Below are 17,620 nucleotides of genomic sequence, written 5' to 3'. Positions count from 1 at the left end.
CCGCAGCCTATCCAGTTAGATTCAAGGTATGCAGCTGCCATGGAGCCGCCTCGCCCGCTGGTCTGCTTCACTCCTCGCCGGCATCGTGCTGGCGGGGGTCGCGCTGCTGAGCGCGCCGGTGTCGGCGGCGCCGCCGGGCCGGCTGGATTCCTACGTGATCGATGACGCGCAAGCGCTCGGTCCGGGGCAGCTGGACCGGGTCCGGGCGGCGGTCGAGCGGCTCTACACCGACCATCAGGTGCGGCTGTGGGTCACCTACGTGCCCGATTTCAGCGGGCTCGGCGCGGAATCCTGGGCGCAGCGCACCGCGAGCGAATCCGGTTTCGGGCGCAGGGATCTGCTGCTGGCGGTCGCGACGCAGTCGCGCGACTACTGGTTCTACGGCGACCTGCCGAACGGCGTGAGTGACGGTGAACTCGAGGATCTGCTGACCGGCGAGGTCGAACCCGACCTGCACAACGGTCAGTGGGCAGCCGCGGGTATCGCGACGGCCGACGGGCTCGGCTCGGCGATGAGCGGCGGCGGCACCGGCGGTGGGCGTACGGCGCTGGTGCTGTGGGGGCTGGTCGGGCTCGGCCTCCTCGGGTTCGGCGGGTACTGGTTGTGGCGGCGCAAGCGCCGCGGCGACCTCGGCCGCGCGCACCTCGACGCCGCCCGCAAACTAGATCTCGGCGACACCACCGCCCTCGCTGCCCTGCCGCTGGACACGCTGCACGCGCGGTCCCGGGAAGCGCTGGTGGACATCGACAACGCGGTCCGCACCTCGCACGAGGAATTGGAGATCGCCACCGGCGAGTTCGGCGCCACCGCGGTCAGCCCGTTCACCAGTGCGCTGGAGAACGCGAAAGCCGCCGCCTCCAAAGCCTTCTCGATCCGTCAGCAACTCGACGACGAGATCCCCGAGACGCCCGACGAGCAGCGCACCCTGCTGCTCGAACTGCTCAGCACCGTCGGGCGCGCGGACAAGGAGCTCGACGCCCGCGTCACCGAATTCGACCAGATGCGCAGTCTGCTGATCAACGCGCCGAGCCGGCTGGACACCCTCACCCAGAACCTCGTCGACCTGACCGGACGGCTGCCCGCGTCCGAAGCCGCACTCGCCGAGCTCACCGCGGCGCACCCGGCGAGCGTGCTGGCCCCGATCCGGGACAACGTCGGCATGGCCCGCGAGCGCATCGCCTTCGCCGAGCACAACATCGACATCGGCCGCGACGCGCTGGTACAGCCGGTCGGCAAGCAGGGCGCGGCGGTCCCCGCGATCCGGTCGGCCGAGGCGGCGGTCGGGCAGGCGCGCACGCTGCTGGACGCGGTCGACAACGCGTCCACCGACATCGAGCAGGCCCGCGCCGGATTGCCCGCCGCGCTGGCCGAATTGCGCAAGGATCTCGCCGACGCCGCCGGCCTGGCTCCGCACGGCGGCCCCGAACTGGCCGCCGCGAGCACCGTCGCGCAGCAGGCCCTGGCCCACGCCGAGGCCACCGGCGACGCCGACCCGCTCGGCTCCTTCCACGCCGCCGTCGCCGCCGACGGCACCCTGGACCAGGCGATCGCCGCCGCCACCGACCGCAAACTCGCCGCCGAGGACCTGGCCCGCCGCCTCGGTCAGGCGCTCACCGACGCCCGCTCGCGCGTGCAGCAGGCCGCCGACTACATCGGCACTCGCCGCGGCGGCGTCGACGCGGACGCTCGCACCCGCCTGTCGGAGGCGCAGCGCAAACTCGATGCGGCACAACAACTCAGCACCGCCGAACCGGCCGAGGCCCTGCGCAACGCCCAGTCCGCCGCCGATCTCGCGGGCCGCGCGCTCCAGGAAGCGCAATCCAGCGTGCAGGCCTGGGAATCGAGCCAGACCCAGCACAGCGGTTCCTACGGCCGCGGCCCGTTCGGCGGCGGATTCGGCGGCAGCGGTGCGGTACTCGGCGGAATCCTGCTCGAGGACATGCTCCGCGGGGCGGGCGGTTCCCGTCGCTCCGGCGGCTGGAGCGCGGGGTCCTACGGTGGCTCCTCGGGTTCGCGGCGCATCAGCCGCGGCGGGCGCTTCTAACGGCTCAGACGTCGACCGTCACCGTGTGCAGACCGGTCGGCCCCACCGGGAACGGCGGGCGATCGACCGCGTCCTGGGTCTGACCCGACCGGCTGATCGCGCGCACCTGGATCGTGTGCGCGCCCGCGGGCAGCTTCAAGGTGGTGCGCCAGCGCCGCCAGGACGACGGGGACAACTCGGTACCGAGCTCGACCGGCTGCCAATCCTCTTGCCCCACCCGGATTTCCACCGCGTCCACGCCGTGCGGCGGCGCCCAGGCGACGCCGGTGACCGAGGTGGTGCCCGCGATCTCGCGACCGGGCAGGGTGCTGTCGATGCGGGCGTGCGGGTGCACGCGCAGCAGCTCCCGGGTCCAGCCGCGCTTCACCCAGTAGTCGGAGTGACTGTCGTCGGTGAGTTCCAGCTCGCTCAGCCATTTGGCGCCGGTGTACTGGCCGTAGAGGCCGGGCACGAAGACGCGGGCGGGGAAACCGTGTGCGGGGGAGAGGGGTTGGCCGTTCATGCCGACCACCAGGTAGCCGGGCAACTCGCCGGAACGCAGCGCGTCCAGCGGCAGCGAGATGGTGTAACCGTCGACCGCCCGCGTCACCAGGTGGGTGGCGTTGTCGTCCGGGATGGCGTGTTCGAGCAGGCGCACCAGCGGCACCCCGAGCCAGCGCGCGTTACCGGCCCGGCCCTCTCCGGCCCGGTTGTGCACGCACACCAGCACCGCGTCGAATTCCACCGCGTCGGCCGCCAGATCGGCCAGTGAGAGCCGGAGCGTGTGCGCCACCATGCCTTTGACCGACAACCGCCACCGATTCGGATCGATCCGCGGCGCCCGCAGACTCACATCGGCGACATACATCTTGTGCTCGGGCGTCACCAGCGCCGACAGCCCCGCCTCGCCTTCGAGCCCGTCCTCGGGCACGGTGCCGGGCGCGCCCATCGCGCCGAGCCGGCGAATCACACCGTCCTGCTTGCGATCCAGATCCCGCTGCAAGGTGTGCGCGGCCGCGAACAGTCCGGCGCCCGCCAGCGTCCACCCCAGCGTGCCGAGCACACCGCGCGGCCGCCTGCGCAGCCCGGCCGCGAGCACCCCGGAGGCCGCCGCCGCGCCCAGCATCGCCGACGCCGAGCGCGTGGACTGGCGGGTCGCCAGCGCCGCGGTGGCCGCGCCGGCCGCGACCACGCCGGGCAAGCGCAGCCGTGGCGGCAACGCGCTGATCGCGGCCGTAGCCGCCACCGCACCGGCACCCACGCCCGCTCGGGTGGCGGCCTTGTCGTGCCGCCCGGAAATCACGACGGTCGCCTCCACCACCGGAATCGGCACCGTGTCGATCAGCGCCCGCCCGATGGTGTCGATCAGTGACCCGCCCCGGGCCGCGGCGATCGCCTCGCCGAGGCCCAGTGCCGCCACGCCGACCGCCGCCGCCCCGGCCACCCCGCCCCGATTCCGATCCTCTTCCGTCCGCACCGCCCGAACACCCGCTTCCGCTGATCGATCTCGCATCGCTACCCCGCATTCTGCACGAATCCAAGCCGGGGCCAACCCCTTTCACCGGGCCCCGGGCAACAACCGGACTTCTACCGTCGCCGGGTCAGCGCGAATAGGCGCGGGCGACGGTGTTGTGTAGCAGTCCGGCCACTCTGGTCACCGGATGCGGGTTGTCGCCGGCGGCGCCGACCGCGTCCAGCACGCCGTCGTCGACCATGCGGTGCACGGTTTCGGCGGGGACGCCGCCGGCGGCGCAGCGGGTGGCGAGGGTTTCCAGGGAACGCAGGCCGGCCGCGCCGCCGAGATCGGCTTCGACCGCCTCGACCAGGGCCAATGCGAGGCCGAGCCGGTCGCGGAGCAGCGCGTCGTGGCGGGCATGATCATCGTCTGCTGGTGGACGCACGCGCTTCCCTCCGGTCTGGCCCGCACTTTCTGGAGCAAGACCCTATGAGGTGCGGGATAGCCATTCGCTCTGGGGAGCGCATTTCGTGAGGTATCACAACGCGGGCCGCGCGCGTTGTTGTGTCGCACGAGGTTCGGCCGGAGCCCTCGGATTGCCGGGGCACCGGCGCTAGCGTGGGGCAGCTCCGCTGCCTCGGGCCGCGGGGAAGGGAGTCACTGTGTCGGTCAGCAGTTCTTATCCGTCGGACCTGACGATGTCCGGTCAACCTGTCACCACGTCGCTGAAAGATGTCCGGACGCTGTCCAAGCAGATGGTCGGGCACTTCCTGGAGACGGTGGTCCCGTGCCGGACCCTGCCCGGGGAGGCGCTGAACGGGGACGTGACCACCATTACCCGGGTCTGCCTGGAGCTGGCGGTGAGCATGCTCGACGGCTCCGACATCCCGGGCAAGACCCAGCAGCTGGGCCACACCGCGGCGGCCTGGGCGCGCGAGGGCATTCCGATCGACACCATCCATCACGCGGTGCACGAGGGGATCAAGCTCGGTCTCGACCTCATCCTGACCGACGCCACCGCCGAGGATTTCGACAGCCTGAAGATCCTCACCCGCCGGTTGATGGAGGTCCTGGACACCATCACCTCCACCGTGGCGCGCGCCTACGTGCGGGAGCTGCGCACCGTCGTCAGCGAGCATCACACCGCGGCGCACACGCTGACCTCGGCGCTGCTGAGCGGGCACGCGAACTCGACGATGGCGCGCGAGTGCGGCATCGATATCGCCGACGAATACCAGGTGTTCGCGGTGGCGCTGGGCATCCACCCGGACGAGGAGAACCCGGCGCTGAACCGGGAGGTGGTGGCGCGCCGCAAGTTACGGCGGGTGCAGGCCGCCCTGGCGACCCATTTCGGCCAGGCCGTGCTGTCGCTGCTCAGCGTCGACGGCGGCACCGTGCTGCTGCCGGCGACACTGCTCGGTGCCGACGAACTCGACGAGTTCGTCGCCGATCTCGCCCGCGCGGCCCGGGTGCCGATCACGGCCGGTGTCGTCCTCGCGCCCGCGGCCGACGTGCCCGAGGCCGCCGATCGCGCGCACCAGGTCCTGGACATGGTCTCGCGCCTGAAGTCCCCGCCCAAGCTCTACCGCTTCGACGAGCTGGCCCTGGAATACCAGCTCACCCGGCCCGGCCCCGCGCTGGACTATCTGCGCAACCTGCTCGACCCGCTCGAGGAACACCCGGACCTGCTGGAGACCTTGGAGTCCCACATCGCGAACAACCTGAACCGGCAGCGCACCGCGCGGGCGATGCACGTGCACACCAACACGATCGACTACCGGCTCAAGCGCGTCAGCCAGCTGACCGGTCTGGACGCGACGCAGGCCTCGGGCCTGTGGTACCTGCGCTCGGCGATCGTGGCGCGCAGTTACCAGCGCCGGCCCACCACCGGCCGCGCCGGGACCTGAGCCGGCTCAGAACCGCCCGAACAGCCACTGCCCGGGTGCGTCCGCGCCCCGGCAGTACTCGCGCAACCCGACCACGATCTCGTCGACGTCGATGCTCTCGCTGCCGTCGGTGTCGAGCAGGTCGAATTCGCGATCCGCGAGCGGCACCGGAATGCGGCAGGCCGAGCACAGCGCGCCGAATTCCGCGCGGCTCAGCACGCCGTCGCCGTTCGTATCGACCAGGGTGAGAACGGATTCCGCCAGCGGGCGGAGCAACTGGTCGAAGTCGGCGGCGGTGAGGCGCTGCACCCACTCCCGGTACTCCGCGGCGCTGACCCGGCCGTCGCCGTTGGTGTCGGCCGTGGACAGGCCGCGCCACAGGTTCAGATAGCCGTTGCGGACCGACCGGGCGGCGGGCGTGCCGGGGGACTGGCGCAGCGCCTGGACCAGACGCAGCGCGAACGCCTCGAAATCGTCGCGGCGCAGGTAGCCGTCGTGGGTGGCGTCCAGGGCGTGGAAGCCGCGGTAGGCGGGTTCGCTGATCGCGTCCTCGGTGAGCTGGGTACGCGCCCAGTCGACCGCGTCGTGGCGGGCGTGATCGAGCACCTGCGCGTGGTCGGAATCGGCGCAGCGCACGTAGTGCACCGCGGTGCCCGAGCCGGCGGTGGCGGCGGCGTAGCGGTCGACCAGGGCCTCCGGCACGATCAGATCCATTTCCGCGCCGGCCAGGAACATCGGGCGGTCCAGCCGGGCGACGGGGACGGTGGCCGCGGTCAGCACGGTCTGCACGATCGGCTCGGCGGTCAGGTCGACCACCCCGGCGGCGGCGTTGGTCACCCCCGCGCAGGCCCGCATCATCTCGACGAAGGTCAGTTCCTTGGCGCGGTCGATCAATTCGCGGCCGGGCCCGGACAGCAGCGCGCCCGGGTCGAACGCCGGGTGGCTGGTGGTCAGGCCGGCCAGCAGCAGCGGCACGATCGGGCTCAGCTGTGCTTTCGGGTTGCTGGTCAGCTGGCCGATCAACTCCGAGAGGTACACCGGCGGGCAGAGCGCGACGCCGCCGCGGAAGTCCAGTTCCGGCGCGTACCCGGTGGCCATCAGCGAGACATGCAGCGCGGCATGCCCGCCCTGCGAGAACCCGACGACCATCCAGCGCGAACTGACCGGATGATTCAGCCCGCGCGCGGCCCGGACCGCGTCCACCACGTCGTCGGCGACGGCCTCGCCGTTGAAGTACGGGTGCGGGCCGGGGGCCGCGAGCCCCTCGTAGTCGGTGGCGGCCACGACATTTCCGCCCGCCAGCCAGCCGTCGATGTGGTCCCGCTCCAGCCGCAGGAACCCGGTGCGCGAGGGCGCCGCGGCGGTCCCGAGCCCGGTGGTGCCGTGCGCGTACCCGATCACCGGCCACCCGTCCGCGGGCGCGGTGCCTTTCGGCACGAACACCGACGCCGTGACGATCTGCGGCCGGCCGGCGTAGTCGGTACCGCGATAGAAGACGCGATAGGCGGCCAGCGCGTGCACCGGCCAGAGGTCTCGCGGCAACTCGGTCCAGCGCAGAACGGTGCCGGGTGCGTGTGGTGCCCTCATCAGCTGCTGCCTTCCGGGAAAACGGTGGCGTGACGGATGGTTCCGGACAGACCCGGGAGCTCGGTGGGCGCGGTCCAGGTGCGGAACTGGTCGTGACTGTCGCTGTAGAAGTACTTGCCTTCGGTGTAGGCGTCGAAATAGACGCGCCAGCCGCCCTCGGGCAGCGGGACGAGTGACTGTCCTTCCCGGGGCGCACCCCAACCGGCCCAGTCGCCGACGCCGAGGAAGGTGTAGGGGCCCAACGGGTTCGAGGCGACCGCCAGTTCGATGAACTTGGTCGACTCGTTCTTCACGAACGCGTAGTAGCGGTCCTCGACGCGCACCAGGGTGGTGTCGATGTAGCCGATCGCGAGGAGGTCCAGCGGCGCGGGCACCAGTCCGGCCAGCGGCGCGGGCGCGGTCCAGGACCGCAGGGCCGCGTCGGTGGCCGTGATCAGGTACGGGGTGAACCGGCACCCGTCACCCAGCGACACGAGCACGCTGACGCGGCCGTCCACGTCGACGAACCATTCCGGGGCCCAGCAGGCTTCGATGCGCGGCACCGGCATCGGATAGTCGTAGAGATGGGTCCACGAGACGCGATCGGTGCTGCGCGCGAAGCCGATGCTGTTGCCGCTGCCAGAAGGTGTGTAGGCGAGGTAGTAGGCGCCGTCCCCGTGCCGAAAGACGCTGGGATCGCGCATCACCCCGGTGGGCGGCCGGTAGGCCCGGCCGCGCACCAGCTCGAAGGCGGTCGCGTCCGACGATTCGTAGACGTAGAGGTCGTGTTCGCTGCCGGTGGTGAACGCGGTCATGGTGTAGCGCATAGACGTTTCGGCGGCAGTGGCGCGGGCCGGGAGTCCGGCCGCGAGCGGCAGCGCGACGGCCCAGGTCAGTACGGACCTGCGGCACACCGCCTGCGATGTCATTGCACGGATTATTCAAGGCGTGGCACGGATCCCCGGCGATGACACGCCGTCGAACTAGGGGGCTAAGCAAACCTTCAGCGAGTCACGCTGTGCGGGCCAGTCACTTTCGCGACAGACAGTCGGCAGGAGGGGCTACTCTTCTGATCGGGTGATATCGGTACAGACGGCGCGAATGGTGCGAATTCCGCGCTGACGGCGGCCAGCGGCGCGCCGAAACGATGCTCCTGTCGGGTTTTTGAGCGATCGCATGGCAATCTTCCCTGTGCTCCAGACGGAGCCAGTCCACAGGAGGGGTGTGTGTATGGCGAAAATGGGTAGGCGGAAGCGGTCGAGGCTCATCACGGCGGGTCTCATGGCTCCGGACAAGGTGCGCTCGACGGCGGAAGCGGCACCGGCCGCGGCGCGCCCGCAGCAGCAGCTAGCCGCCCCGCCGAAGCAGGCCGCGAAGGCGCCCGCGCCCAAGGCCGAAGCACCCGCCGCCAAGGCACCCGCCGCCGCGGCGCCGGACCCTGTTGCGAGCGCCGGCGATCGCCTCGACATCGAAGCCCTCGCCGACAAGGTCAAGGCGCGGCGCCGCGAAAAGGGCTGGACCCAAGCCGATGTCGCCAAGAACGGCGGGCCGTCGGCCGGTACCATCAGCCAGATCGAGCGCTGCCTGAGCGAGGAGCCCGCCGCGGACACCCTGGCCAAGCTCGATGCCGGTCTGGAATGGCCGGAGAACACCGCCGATGCCATCCTGCGCGGCGAAATGGCCGGCGCCCACTAGCTATTCCGGACGTGCCCGGCTCCGTCGCGGGGCCGGGCACACCCGATCCGCCGCGAGCACTGGGGAGCTATGAGCACGTACGACGACCTGCGGGCACTGTTCATCAACTGCACGCTGAAACGGTCACCGGAGCCGAGCAATACCCAGGGCCTGATCGACGCGAGCGCGCACATCATGGCGCAGAACGGCGTGCGGGTCGACCGGTTCCGGGCGATCGACTACGACATCGCCACCGGCGTCTACCCCGATATGACCGAGCACGGGTGGGCCACCGACGTATGGCCGGAGTTGCAGAGCCGGGTGATGGACGCCGACATCCTCGTGCTGGCCGGCCCGATCTGGCTGGGCGACAACAGCTCTGTCACGAAGCGCGTGATCGAACGGCTCTACGGGAACTCCGGAGTCCTCAACGCCCAGGGCCAATACGCCTACTACGGCCGGGTCGGCGGCTGCCTGATCACCGGCAACGAGGACGGCATCAAGCACTGCGCGATGAATATCCTCTACAGCTTGCAGCACCTCGGCTACACCATCCCGCCGCAGGCCGACGCCGGGTGGATCGGCGAGGCGGGCCCCGGCCCGTCCTACCTGGATCCCGGCTCCGGCGGTCCGGACAACGACTTCACCAACCGCAACACCACGTTCATGACGTGGAACCTGCTGCACCTGGCCCGCATGCTCAAGGACAACGGCGGCATCCCGGCCTACGGCAATCAGCGCTCGGCCTGGGATGCGGGCTCCCGCTTCGACTTCGAGAACCCCGAGTACCGCTAGTCCTCGACCTCCAAGGCCTGCCGGATGGTCAACCGGCCCTGGGTCTGCATCAGGCCGCGGCGGTAGATCTTCTCCGCGACCAGCACGATGGCGTAGCTGGCGACCGACATCAGAGCCAACGCGACGAACGGCTCCCACCAGGCGGCGGTACCGGCGGCCAGGCGGCCGGGCATGCCGACGATGGAGACGATCGGGATGTAGCTGGCGACCGTCAAGGCGGTGCCGGACAGGAAGATTCCCGCGAACAGCACGAGCATGATGAACATCGACACCGGCATGGCGGTCGATTGCAGGTCCTCCGCGCGGGTCGAGAGCGCGCCCGCCACCGCCCACAGACTGGCCAGGGCGAGGAAGCCGACGAGGAAGAACACGATGAACCAGCCCGCGGCGCTGCCGATCTGGGTGATCTGATCGCCCTTGCCGATGGCGGACAGGCCGATCAACCCGGCCGTGACGAACAGGGCGAGCTGCGCGAAGGCCATGATGGCGTTGCCGACGACCTTGCCGATCAGCAACTGCCGCAGCGGGATAGCGCTCGCGAGGATCTCCACGATCCGGTTCTGTTTCTCCTCCAGCACGCTCTGCGCGATGGTCATGCCGAACATGGTCGAGGCCATGTAGAACAGGAACGCGAAGATGAACGAGGCGATCTTGGCCAGCCCGGGATCGATGCCGGTGGAGTCGAGCAGGTCGTAGCCGACGGTGGCGCCGCTGGTGAGCTGGTCCATCGAGGTGCCGGCGGCGGCCGCGTTGCGCTGCAGAGCGATCTGCTGGGCGGCGGCGGTCAGGTAGGTCTTGGCGTCGTCGTTCTCGGCGGCGCGCCCGATCAGCCGCCAGCCGGAATCGGCAGGCACCAGCCCGGCGTCGGCCTGGTCGTCGAGCACGGCTCGCTCCACCGCCGCGGTGTCGGCCTCGGGCCGCGCCGTGAACTCGACCTTCTTGCCCGCGGCCAGCGTGTTGGCGACTTCGATGACCTGACCGGTGCCGGCGCCGCTGGTCGCGACCTCGACCTGCTCGGTGCGGTTGCTCATGAAACCGCTGATCGCCAGCGTCGCGACGATCACCACGATGGTGATCACGGTGGACACCAAGAAGTTCCGGTCGCGCAGCTTCACCACGATCTCGCGCTGCGCCACGATCCGCCACAGCCCGCCGGTGGCCGGTTCGGAGCTCATGCCGTCACCTCCCGGTAGATCTCGGACACCGTCGGCCGCACCGCGGCCAGTTCCCGTACCGATCCGCGCCGCAGCGCCTCGGCCAGCAGGTCGTCGGTGCTCACGCCGTCGAGTTCGAGCAGGGTGCCCCGCCCGTTCGTCTCGATGACGCGCACGCCCCCGAAGTCGTCGAGCCAGGCGGGATCTCCGTCCAGCGCCAGCCGGTAGCGGGTCCGGCCGCCGGCGCGCAGCTCGTCGGCGGAGCCGTGCCCGACCACCTTGCCGCGCGCGAGGATCACCAGTTGATCGCAGAGGCGCTCGACCAGATCGAGCTGGTGCGAGGAGAACAGGACGGGCACGCCCTGGGCGGTGTATTCCCGCAGCAGGTCGGCCATCGAGTCGACCGCGAGCGGATCCAGACCGGAGAACGGTTCGTCCAGAATCAGCGCTTTCGGCTCGGCGATCACCGCCGCCGCGATCTGTACCCGCTGCTGATTGCCCAGCGACAGCGCCTCGAGCTTGTCCTTGCCGCGTTCACCGAGCTGGAAGCGGTCCAGCAGCGCGGCGGCCCGCTGCCGGGCGGCGGGCGCGGCCAGACCGCGCAACCGGGCCAGGTAGACCAGCTGATCGAGCACCGGCTGCTTGGGATACAACCCGCGTTCCTCGGGCATGTACCCGAAGGCCCGCCGATCGGCGGTGCTGACCGCCCGCCCGTCCCAGCGCACCGTGCCGCCGTGGATGGCGAGCACGCCCATGATCATGCGCATAGTCGTGGTCTTGCCCGCGCCGTTACCGCCGACGAAGCCGGTCAGCGCGCCGGCCGGCACGGTGAAGGTGACGCCGTCGACGGCGATGTTGTCCCCGAACCGCCGCACCAAATCTGCGACTTCGAGCATCACGCCCCCTTAACTGGTGGTGTTCCAACCCTACCGACGCCGACCCCGCCCGGGGTGGCCAAAAATAGTTTGCTCAGCTAACTGTTGGCCCGTACCGTCGCTTCCGCTTTGTTCACCCCTATCGAGAAGGAGTGCCAGTCATGCAACCCGTCACCGAACGCGAGATCAGATCGTCGTTCGTGAACTGTTCCAAAGGCGACGCCAAACGCCTGCCGGTCCCGAAGGATCTGGATGCCCCACCGTGGGACGACCTGGACTTCTTCGGCTGGAGCGACCCGTCCTACCCCGGCCGCAGCTACCTCGTCTTCCCGCAGGACGACGGCCTGGTCGGCGTCGCGTTGCGGCACGAGACCGGCGGTTCCGGCCGCGCCCAGATGTGCTCGATCTGCAAGACCACGCACACCGGTAGCGGCGTCTCGCTGCTGACCGCCGCCAAGGCGGGGGATTCCGGGCGCAAAGGCAACACGATCGGCACCTACATGTGCACCGATCTGGCCTGCTCGCTCTACGCGCGCAACAAGCGCAGCCCGAGTGCGGGTCGTCGCTATCGCGAGGACATGCCCGAGGAAGACAAGATCGCGCGGGTCCGGGAGAACCTGACCGCGTTCATCGCCAGGCTCTACACCTAGACCGCCTGGTCCTACTACCGAGAAACGAGGTAGATGCGATGCGCCGACACTCAGCGCCGCATTCCAGATCGATAGCCGCCGCGCACCCCGAGTCCCGCGATACCGCACCGGAACTCGGGGTGCAGCGCATTCCTCGCCGGTCGAGACGGCCCGGACGCCCCCGGGCCGTGTCATCCGGCGAGGAATGAAACCCGCGCGCCGCGAACAGCTTTCGTCCCGGGATTTGAGGCGAGGTAACGATTCGGCCGATATTCGTTTCCGCGGGCTTCGATACCGGGAAGATCGGGAACTCCTGGGCAACCACCTCAGGTGTAAGGGAGGCCGAGATGAACAAGATCGCGTGCGGTGACTGCTGGCGCCGCGACAACCTGACCTTCAAACAGCGACTGGATCCCGCCTACGTCCGCCGTGGCTACTTGCTCCTGTGCGATGAGCACCGGGCCAGCCAGGAAGAACTGCGCCCGTGGGCCCGGTTCATCCCGACCTCGGAGCTGCCCAAGACCGCTTGAGCGACACCGTGATTCGGCCCGGTACCCCAGGGGTGCCGGGCCGTTCGCTTTCAGGAGTGCGGCTGGGCCCGGGCCAGGATCTGCTCGACGGTCTCGGCCACGGTGAGATCCGTGGTGTCCAGCCAAAGTCCCAGGCGGGGCGTGGTTTCGCGGAGCCCGGTGTCGAGATCCTCGACGGTGAACGCGCCGTAGGCGCTCTTGCCCCGGGCGGCCTCCCGGGCCGCGACCGCGGCCGGCTGCGGGGCCAGCACCACGACATACAGTGGGCGCGTGCGAATCTGCTCGATCGTCCAGGGCAGCATGTCGCCGAAGATGTTGTCCTGCAGGACGGCGGTGAAACCCGCCGCCGCGTACTCGTCGGCGGCCTGCGCGGCCAGTCGGTGCCGCAGGCGCAGCTGCTCGAGCGCTTCCGGGTCCGGATCGGGGCTCATCTCCACTCGCCCGCCGACCACGAAGCGGCGGAAGACGTCCCCGCGCACATGCGCCGACCGTGGCAGGCGCTCGGCCAAAGCCTGTGCCACCGTGGACTTTCCGGAAGCCTGGATGCCGGTGACCAGATAGATTGCGGTTGCCATCAGACCATGATCGCAGGTCAGCGCAGCGCCTCGGCGGCCGCCGAGGCGATCGCGGCGGCGACGGCGCTGAGCGCGGGGGAGTCCAACCGCCACTGCTGCCAATACAGCGGGCGATCGATGTAGTCGTCGCCGTCGAGGCACAGCAGCCCGCCCGCGGCGCGCTCCGCGTCGGTTTGCAGGTCGGGAAGCATGCCCCACCCCAGGCCCAGCCGGACCGCCGCGCCGAACCCGCCCGAGGACGGGACGTAGTGCCGCGGCGGGTCGACGGGTTTCTTTGTGCGGCGGCGGATCTGGCGATCCTGCAGGTCGTCCTTACGGTCGAACATCACGACCGGGGCGTGCGCGTACCCCTTGGCGCCGGGCCCGAACCAGGTCCGCGCGAACTCGGGTGTCGCCAGCGGCCGGTAGCGCATCTCGCCCAGCTTGGTCACCGTGCAGCCCTGCACTGGCCGGGCGGTGGTGGTGATCGCCGCCATCACCGTGCCGTCGCGCAGCAACTCGGTGGTGTGGTCCTCGTCCTCGCGGTGCAGGTCGAAGCAGACGCCGGGCCCGGCAGCGCGCAGCGCGGGCATCACCCAGGTCTCGAGCGAATCGGAGTTGACCGCGATCGGCACCGGCACCGGGCGCTCGGCGGGTTGCTCGGCGTCGCCGAGTTCGCGGGCGGTGTCCCCGGCCAGCAGCGCGACCTGCCGGGCCAGGCGCAGCACCGCCGTCCCGGATTCGGTGGGCCGCACCGGTTTGGTGCGCTGCACCAGGATGCGGCCCGCCGCGTACTCCAGGGCCTTGATGCGCTGGCTGACCGCGGACGGGGTGACCGACAGGCGTCGCGCGGCGGCCTCGAAGGTGCCCTCGGTGATCGCGGCGTCGAGCGCGCGGAGCTGATCGAGCTGGAGGTCCATTAAGATATCGTAATGATACTTCAGAATCTTTAGCTGGTCTGGGGTTAGCTGGGACCATATCGTCGATCGGGTGACGGTTACTTCCGCGGCCACCGCCGCCCTCTCGGGATTGGGGTTCGGTCTGTCGCTGATCGTGGCGATCGGCGCGCAGAACGCGTTCGTGCTGCGCCAAGGCGTGCGCGGGCAGCACATCCTGCCGGTCGTCGCGGTGTGCGCGCTCTCCGACGCGGTGCTGATCGCGGCGGGCGTCGGCGGTTTCGGGGTGCTGGTCGAATCCATGCCCGGCCTGCTGACCGTCGTGCGCTATCTGGGCGCCGCGTTCCTGCTCGGCTACGCGCTCCTGGCCGCCAAGCGGGTCTTCGCCTCCTCGGCCCTGATCACCGAGGCCGCGGGCGCGTCGGTGGCCCTGGGCGCCACCGTCCTCACCTGCCTGGCGCTGACCTGGCTGAACCCGCACGTCTACCTGGACACCGTGCTGCTCCTGGGTTCCTTCGCCAACACCTACACCTCGCCGGACAAATGGTTCCTGGGCGCGGGCGCGATGCTCGGCAGCGTCGTCTGGTTCAGCGCCCTCGGCTACGGCGCCCGCCGCCTGGGCCCGTTCTTCGAACGCCCCGCCGCCTGGCGCGTCCTGGACTCCGTCATCGCCGTCATCATGCTGGTGCTGGCCGTCGCGCTGGTCACCTCCGCCTGACTCAGGCCAGGCCGTCGCGCCGGATCGCGTCGAGTTTGCCGACATCCGACGCGCCGACCGGGAGATAGACCATCAGCCGGCTCTCCGGCTGGTCGGTGACGCCGAAGCTCGCGGGCCGCATATCGATCGTGCCCATCGGCGGCCGATGGAACGAGGTGATCTCCGGAAGCGGCTCGGCCACCTGATGATCCGCCCAGAGCGCCGCGAAATCGCCGCTCGCCGCGCACAGCCGGTCGAGGAATTCGGCCCAGTCCGGCTCCCCGAGGTGGCGCACATAGTTTACCCGCAGAATGGCCACCATCCGCGGCAGCAGATGACGGTTCCCGAACGGGCCGCCTTCGTGATCGCGACCGAGCAACTGCCACAGCGCATTACGCTCCGCGCCGGTCGCCTCGGCCAATTCCGGGAAGAGCGCGCGATAGGTCGCGTTGCAGGCCAGCAGATCGAACTTCCCGTTGTAGACACAGGCCGGATTGGGATCGAGCGCGGCCAGCACCGCCAGCGTCTCGGCGGTCGGCGTCGATTCTCCGACCTCACCCCCGGCCCCGGGCCCGACCAACTCGTACAGATGCGCCCGCTCGGCCGTATCCAGCCGCAACGCCCGCGCCACCGCGTCGAGTACCTGCGCACTGGCATTGATCTCGCGTCCTTGCTCCAGCCAGGTGTACCAGGTGACGCTGACCCCGGCGATCATGGCGACTTCCTCGCGCCGCAAACCCGGTGTGCGCCGCCGTATCCCGGGCGTGATCCCCACCTCCCCGGGCCGGATCCGGGCCCGCCGGCTGCGCAGGAACGCGGTCAACTCGGTGCGTCGTGCGGGATGGGTCGCGAGCGTGGTCATAGCAACCATCCTGCGGCGCGGGCCGGACTGGATCCAGGTGCTACAACTACCAGCCACGCGCCGCGGGTTTGCTGCGGCCCGATTCGGCTACCGTCACGGTGTGATCTTGCTGCTGATCGGAGTGCTGCTGCTGGGTGTGTTCGCGCTGCGTTTCCGGGGTGATCGGCGGCGGCTCGGGAACGGCGTTTTCCTGTTGCTCGGGCTCGTCTTCGTCTGGGTGGGGCTGGCCGCCGACGACAGTGAGACCGCGCTGGGTCTGCTGGCGGGTGTGCTGATCGTGCTCTCGCCGCTGCTGGTCCTGGTGCTGGCGGGTTTGCTGATCGTCAACGGCGTGCAGGTGGTGCGGCGGGAGGGGCCGCGGGTGGCGAACCTGCTCTCGTTCGGGCTCGGCGTCGCGCTGCTGTTGCCCTACGCGCTGCTGATCGTGGCGGTGGCGACCGGCAGCGAGTGGTTCGCGTTCGCCGTCATCTCGGTCCTGGTGGCCGTGAGTTATCTGAGCTTTCTGCTGGTCGCGTTCCTGCTGTACTCCTTCGTCTACGGGCGCGCGGCCTATCACCCGGGTATGTCGGCGATCGTGGTGCACGGGTCCGGGCTGGCCGGTGACCGGGTGCCGCCGCTGCTGGCGGGCCGGCTCGACAAGGCGCTGGATGTCTACCGCGCCGAGGTGGCCGCGGGCCGGCATCCGCTGCTGGTGACCAGCGGCGGCAAGGGCTCCGACGAGGCCGTGTCCGAGGCCGCGGCGATGGCGCGCTACCTCACCGAGCGGGGTGTCCCGGCCGACGCGCTGCTGCTGGAGGATCGCTCGACCACCACCCGGGAGAACCTGGAGTACACCCGGGATCTGCTGGCGGCGCGCGGCCTGGCCGGCCCGATGGTGCTGGTCACCAGCAACTTCCACATCCTGCGCACCGCCATCCTGGCCCGCCGGCTGGGCCTGGACGCCGAGGCCGTCGGCTCGCGCACCGCCTTCTACTATCTGCCGAGCGCGGCGCTGCGCGAGTTCGTCGGCGTCCTCGTCGAGCACCGCTGGACGCACGGGCTGGCTTGCCTGGCCTGCCTGGCCCTGCCCGCGGTGGTGCTGCTGCTCGTGCGGCTGATGCCCGCCTAGAACGTCTTGTGCGGGATCCCGACCGTGAGCCCGCCGTCGATGACGAACTCGGCGCCGGTGGAGTAGGACGACTCGTCGCTGGCCAGATAGGTGATCAGGTTGGACACCTCCGACGGATCGGCCGCGCGCCCCAGCGGGATCTGCAAGAAGTCGGCGGGGATGCCCTCGGTCATCGGCGTGGTGATCAAACCCGGATGCACCGAGTTGACGCGAATCTTGTGCGGCGCCAATTCGAGTGCCGTCGACTTGGTCAGCCCGCGCACCGCGAATTTCGTCGCGGTGTAGCCGTGCAGGCCGGGGCTGCCGCGCAGGCCCTCCACCGAGGAGACGTTGATGATCGAGCCGCCGCCGGCCGCGATCATGGCCGGCGTCGCGGCCTGCATGCCCAGGAAGGTGCCGGTGAGATTGATGTCGATGATGCGCTGCCAATCGGCCAGCTCGAAGTCGGGGAGCAGGTTCCCGTTGACGATGCCGGCATTGTTGACCAGCACGTTCAGTGCGCCGAACCGCTGCACCGCCTCCGCGACGGCGTCCATCCACGGCTGCTTCTCGCGCACGTCGAGCGAGACGTAGGCGGCGTTGTCGCCGAGTTCCTTGGCCAGCGCGGCGCCTTCGTCGTCGAGGATGTCGCCGAGCACCACCCGCGCGTCCTCGGCCACCATCGCCCGGGCATGCGCGGCGCCCATGCCCCGCGCGCCGCCGCTGATCAGTGCCACCTTGCCGGTCAATCGACCCATGCGGGTTACCTCCGTTTATCGCAGCTGTTTCGGTGAGACACGTTACAGAATCTTCGTGTATTTCCTCGCGGATCGGTTACCGCTCACTGGGACGGTTGCAGCGAAATCCAGGCTTCTTCGGCGAATTCGCCGCGGGCGCGCCGGATCGTCCGCTGTGGCATCATCGAGTAGAACGTGT

The 17,620-nt window shown here is 70.1% G+C and carries 18 protein-coding genes; 8 read left to right on the top strand and 10 right to left on the bottom strand.

The window, feature by feature from the left end:
- Positions 1-28 precede the first annotated feature (28 nt).
- Positions 29-2,044: a TPM domain-containing protein gene (locus tag AB0H76_RS29850; RefSeq protein WP_357330351.1), complete on the top strand. Its 2,016-nt coding sequence runs from the start codon at positions 29-31 to the stop codon at positions 2,042-2,044.
- Positions 2,045-2,048: 4 nt separating this feature from the next.
- Here AB0H76_RS29850 and AB0H76_RS29845 read toward each other — a convergent pair whose 3' ends face one another.
- Both AB0H76_RS29845 and AB0H76_RS29840 read right to left on the bottom strand, forming a co-directional pair.
- The gene (locus tag AB0H76_RS29845) at positions 2,049-3,500 is read right to left on the bottom strand and encodes a molybdopterin-dependent oxidoreductase (RefSeq protein ID WP_357330350.1); all 1,452 of its coding nucleotides are present in this window, start codon (positions 3,498-3,500) and stop codon (positions 2,049-2,051) included.
- Between the two features lie 124 nt (positions 3,501-3,624).
- Positions 3,625-3,924 carry a hypothetical protein gene (locus AB0H76_RS29840; RefSeq protein WP_357330349.1) on the bottom strand — a complete coding sequence of 100 codons (300 nt, stop codon included), beginning with the start codon at positions 3,922-3,924 and terminating at the stop codon, positions 3,625-3,627.
- Positions 3,925-4,141: 217 nt separating this feature from the next.
- Here AB0H76_RS29840 and AB0H76_RS29835 point away from each other — a divergent pair, with 217 nt between their 5' ends.
- Positions 4,142-5,386, top strand: coding sequence for a helix-turn-helix domain-containing protein (locus tag AB0H76_RS29835; protein ID WP_357330348.1), 1,245 nt, complete (start codon positions 4,142-4,144; stop codon positions 5,384-5,386).
- Between the two features lie 6 nt (positions 5,387-5,392).
- On the opposite strand, the gene AB0H76_RS29830 is transcribed toward AB0H76_RS29835, so the two are convergent.
- The gene (locus AB0H76_RS29830) at positions 5,393-6,952 is read right to left on the bottom strand and encodes a lipase family protein (RefSeq protein ID WP_357330347.1); all 1,560 of its coding nucleotides are present in this window, start codon (positions 6,950-6,952) and stop codon (positions 5,393-5,395) included.
- Positions 6,952-7,860 (bottom strand): glycoside hydrolase family 43 protein, encoded by a 909-nt coding sequence (locus AB0H76_RS29825; RefSeq protein ID WP_357330346.1) that lies wholly within the window; start codon positions 7,858-7,860, stop codon positions 6,952-6,954. The genes AB0H76_RS29830 and AB0H76_RS29825 overlap by 1 nt, the downstream gene beginning before the upstream one ends.
- 352 nt (positions 7,861-8,212) lie before the next feature.
- Between AB0H76_RS29825 and AB0H76_RS29820 the strand changes: the two genes are divergently transcribed.
- Together AB0H76_RS29820 and AB0H76_RS29815 are read left to right on the top strand one after the other, a co-directional pair.
- Entirely contained in the window at positions 8,213-8,626 is a 414-nt protein-coding gene (locus tag AB0H76_RS29820) for a helix-turn-helix domain-containing protein (RefSeq protein WP_357330345.1), read from the top strand.
- 69 nt (positions 8,627-8,695) lie between these two features.
- Complete coding sequence (locus tag AB0H76_RS29815) at positions 8,696-9,400, top strand: flavodoxin family protein (protein WP_357330344.1); 705 nt, start codon at positions 8,696-8,698, stop codon at positions 9,398-9,400.
- Here AB0H76_RS29815 and AB0H76_RS29810 read toward each other — a convergent pair.
- Together AB0H76_RS29810 and AB0H76_RS29805 are read right to left on the bottom strand one after the other, a co-directional pair.
- The gene (locus AB0H76_RS29810) at positions 9,397-10,575 is read right to left on the bottom strand and encodes an ABC transporter permease (RefSeq protein ID WP_357330343.1); all 1,179 of its coding nucleotides are present in this window, start codon (positions 10,573-10,575) and stop codon (positions 9,397-9,399) included. The genes AB0H76_RS29815 and AB0H76_RS29810 overlap by 4 nt on opposite strands.
- Positions 10,572-11,450, bottom strand: coding sequence for an ATP-binding cassette domain-containing protein (locus AB0H76_RS29805; RefSeq protein WP_357330342.1), 879 nt, complete (start codon positions 11,448-11,450; stop codon positions 10,572-10,574). The genes AB0H76_RS29810 and AB0H76_RS29805 overlap by 4 nt, the downstream gene beginning before the upstream one ends.
- A 140-nt stretch (positions 11,451-11,590) precedes the next feature.
- Here AB0H76_RS29805 and AB0H76_RS29800 point away from each other — a divergent pair, with 140 nt between their 5' ends.
- On the top strand, positions 11,591-12,079 hold the full coding sequence (locus AB0H76_RS29800; protein ID WP_357330341.1) for an FBP domain-containing protein: 489 nt from the start codon (positions 11,591-11,593) through the stop codon (positions 12,077-12,079).
- Positions 12,080-12,405: 326 nt separating this feature from the next.
- The gene (locus AB0H76_RS29795; RefSeq protein WP_357330340.1) at positions 12,406-12,588 is read left to right on the top strand and encodes a hypothetical protein; all 183 of its coding nucleotides are present in this window, start codon (positions 12,406-12,408) and stop codon (positions 12,586-12,588) included.
- Between the two features lie 50 nt (positions 12,589-12,638).
- Here AB0H76_RS29795 and AB0H76_RS29790 read toward each other — a convergent pair whose 3' ends face one another.
- Both AB0H76_RS29790 and AB0H76_RS29785 read right to left on the bottom strand, forming a co-directional pair.
- Complete coding sequence (locus tag AB0H76_RS29790) at positions 12,639-13,163, bottom strand: AAA family ATPase (protein WP_357330339.1); 525 nt, start codon at positions 13,161-13,163, stop codon at positions 12,639-12,641.
- 17 nt (positions 13,164-13,180) lie between these two features.
- Complete coding sequence (locus AB0H76_RS29785) at positions 13,181-14,062, bottom strand: LysR family transcriptional regulator ArgP (RefSeq protein WP_357330338.1); 882 nt, start codon at positions 14,060-14,062, stop codon at positions 13,181-13,183.
- Between the two features lie 70 nt (positions 14,063-14,132).
- Here AB0H76_RS29785 and AB0H76_RS29780 point away from each other — a divergent pair, with 70 nt between their 5' ends.
- Positions 14,133-14,756 carry a LysE/ArgO family amino acid transporter gene (locus AB0H76_RS29780; RefSeq protein ID WP_357330337.1) on the top strand — a complete coding sequence of 208 codons (624 nt, stop codon included), beginning with the start codon at positions 14,133-14,135 and terminating at the stop codon, positions 14,754-14,756.
- Between the two features lies 1 nt (position 14,757).
- Here the strand turns inward: AB0H76_RS29780 and AB0H76_RS29775 are convergent, their stop codons facing one another.
- Positions 14,758-15,597: a helix-turn-helix transcriptional regulator gene (locus AB0H76_RS29775; RefSeq protein WP_357330336.1), complete on the bottom strand. Its 840-nt coding sequence runs from the start codon at positions 15,595-15,597 to the stop codon at positions 14,758-14,760.
- A gap of 100 nt (positions 15,598-15,697) precedes the next feature.
- Here AB0H76_RS29775 and AB0H76_RS29770 point away from each other — a divergent pair, with 100 nt between their 5' ends.
- Entirely contained in the window at positions 15,698-16,705 is a 1,008-nt protein-coding gene (locus tag AB0H76_RS29770) for a YdcF family protein (RefSeq protein WP_357330335.1), read from the top strand.
- Here AB0H76_RS29770 and AB0H76_RS29765 read toward each other — a convergent pair.
- Complete coding sequence (locus AB0H76_RS29765; RefSeq protein WP_357330334.1) at positions 16,702-17,442, bottom strand: glucose 1-dehydrogenase; 741 nt, start codon at positions 17,440-17,442, stop codon at positions 16,702-16,704. The genes AB0H76_RS29770 and AB0H76_RS29765 overlap by 4 nt on opposite strands.
- Between the last annotated feature and the right edge of the window lie 178 nt (positions 17,443-17,620).

The organism is Nocardia sp. NPDC050712, assembly GCF_040654295.1.
Lineage (GTDB): Bacteria > Actinomycetota > Actinomycetes > Mycobacteriales > Mycobacteriaceae > Nocardia.
This window is presented reverse-complemented; position numbering and strand designations above follow the sequence as displayed.

Bases quoted from the DNA above. Each gene is read 5' to 3' on its own strand.
- AB0H76_RS29790 (WP_357330339.1), bottom strand. From the start codon at position 13,163: ATGGCAACCGCAATCTATCTGGTCACCGGCATCCAGGCTTCCGGAAAG.
- AB0H76_RS29775 (WP_357330336.1), bottom strand. From the start codon at position 15,597: ATGACCACGCTCGCGACCCATCCCGCACGACGCACCGAGTTGACCGCG.
- AB0H76_RS29800 (WP_357330341.1), top strand. From the start codon at position 11,591: ATGCAACCCGTCACCGAACGCGAGATCAGATCGTCGTTCGTGAACTGT.
- AB0H76_RS29820 (WP_357330345.1), top strand. From the start codon at position 8,213: ATGGCTCCGGACAAGGTGCGCTCGACGGCGGAAGCGGCACCGGCCGCG.
- AB0H76_RS29795 (WP_357330340.1), top strand. From the start codon at position 12,406: ATGAACAAGATCGCGTGCGGTGACTGCTGGCGCCGCGACAACCTGACC.
- AB0H76_RS29825 (WP_357330346.1), bottom strand. From the start codon at position 7,860: ATGACATCGCAGGCGGTGTGCCGCAGGTCCGTACTGACCTGGGCCGTC.
- AB0H76_RS29810 (WP_357330343.1), bottom strand. From the start codon at position 10,575: ATGAGCTCCGAACCGGCCACCGGCGGGCTGTGGCGGATCGTGGCGCAG.
- AB0H76_RS29785 (WP_357330338.1), bottom strand. From the start codon at position 14,062: ATGGACCTCCAGCTCGATCAGCTCCGCGCGCTCGACGCCGCGATCACC.
- AB0H76_RS29815 (WP_357330344.1), top strand. From the start codon at position 8,696: ATGAGCACGTACGACGACCTGCGGGCACTGTTCATCAACTGCACGCTG.
- AB0H76_RS29765 (WP_357330334.1), bottom strand. From the start codon at position 17,442: ATGGGTCGATTGACCGGCAAGGTGGCACTGATCAGCGGCGGCGCGCGG.
- AB0H76_RS29830 (WP_357330347.1), bottom strand. From the start codon at position 6,952: ATGAGGGCACCACACGCACCCGGCACCGTTCTGCGCTGGACCGAGTTG.
- AB0H76_RS29850 (WP_357330351.1), top strand. From the start codon at position 29: ATGCAGCTGCCATGGAGCCGCCTCGCCCGCTGGTCTGCTTCACTCCTC.
- AB0H76_RS29805 (WP_357330342.1), bottom strand. From the start codon at position 11,450: ATGCTCGAAGTCGCAGATTTGGTGCGGCGGTTCGGGGACAACATCGCC.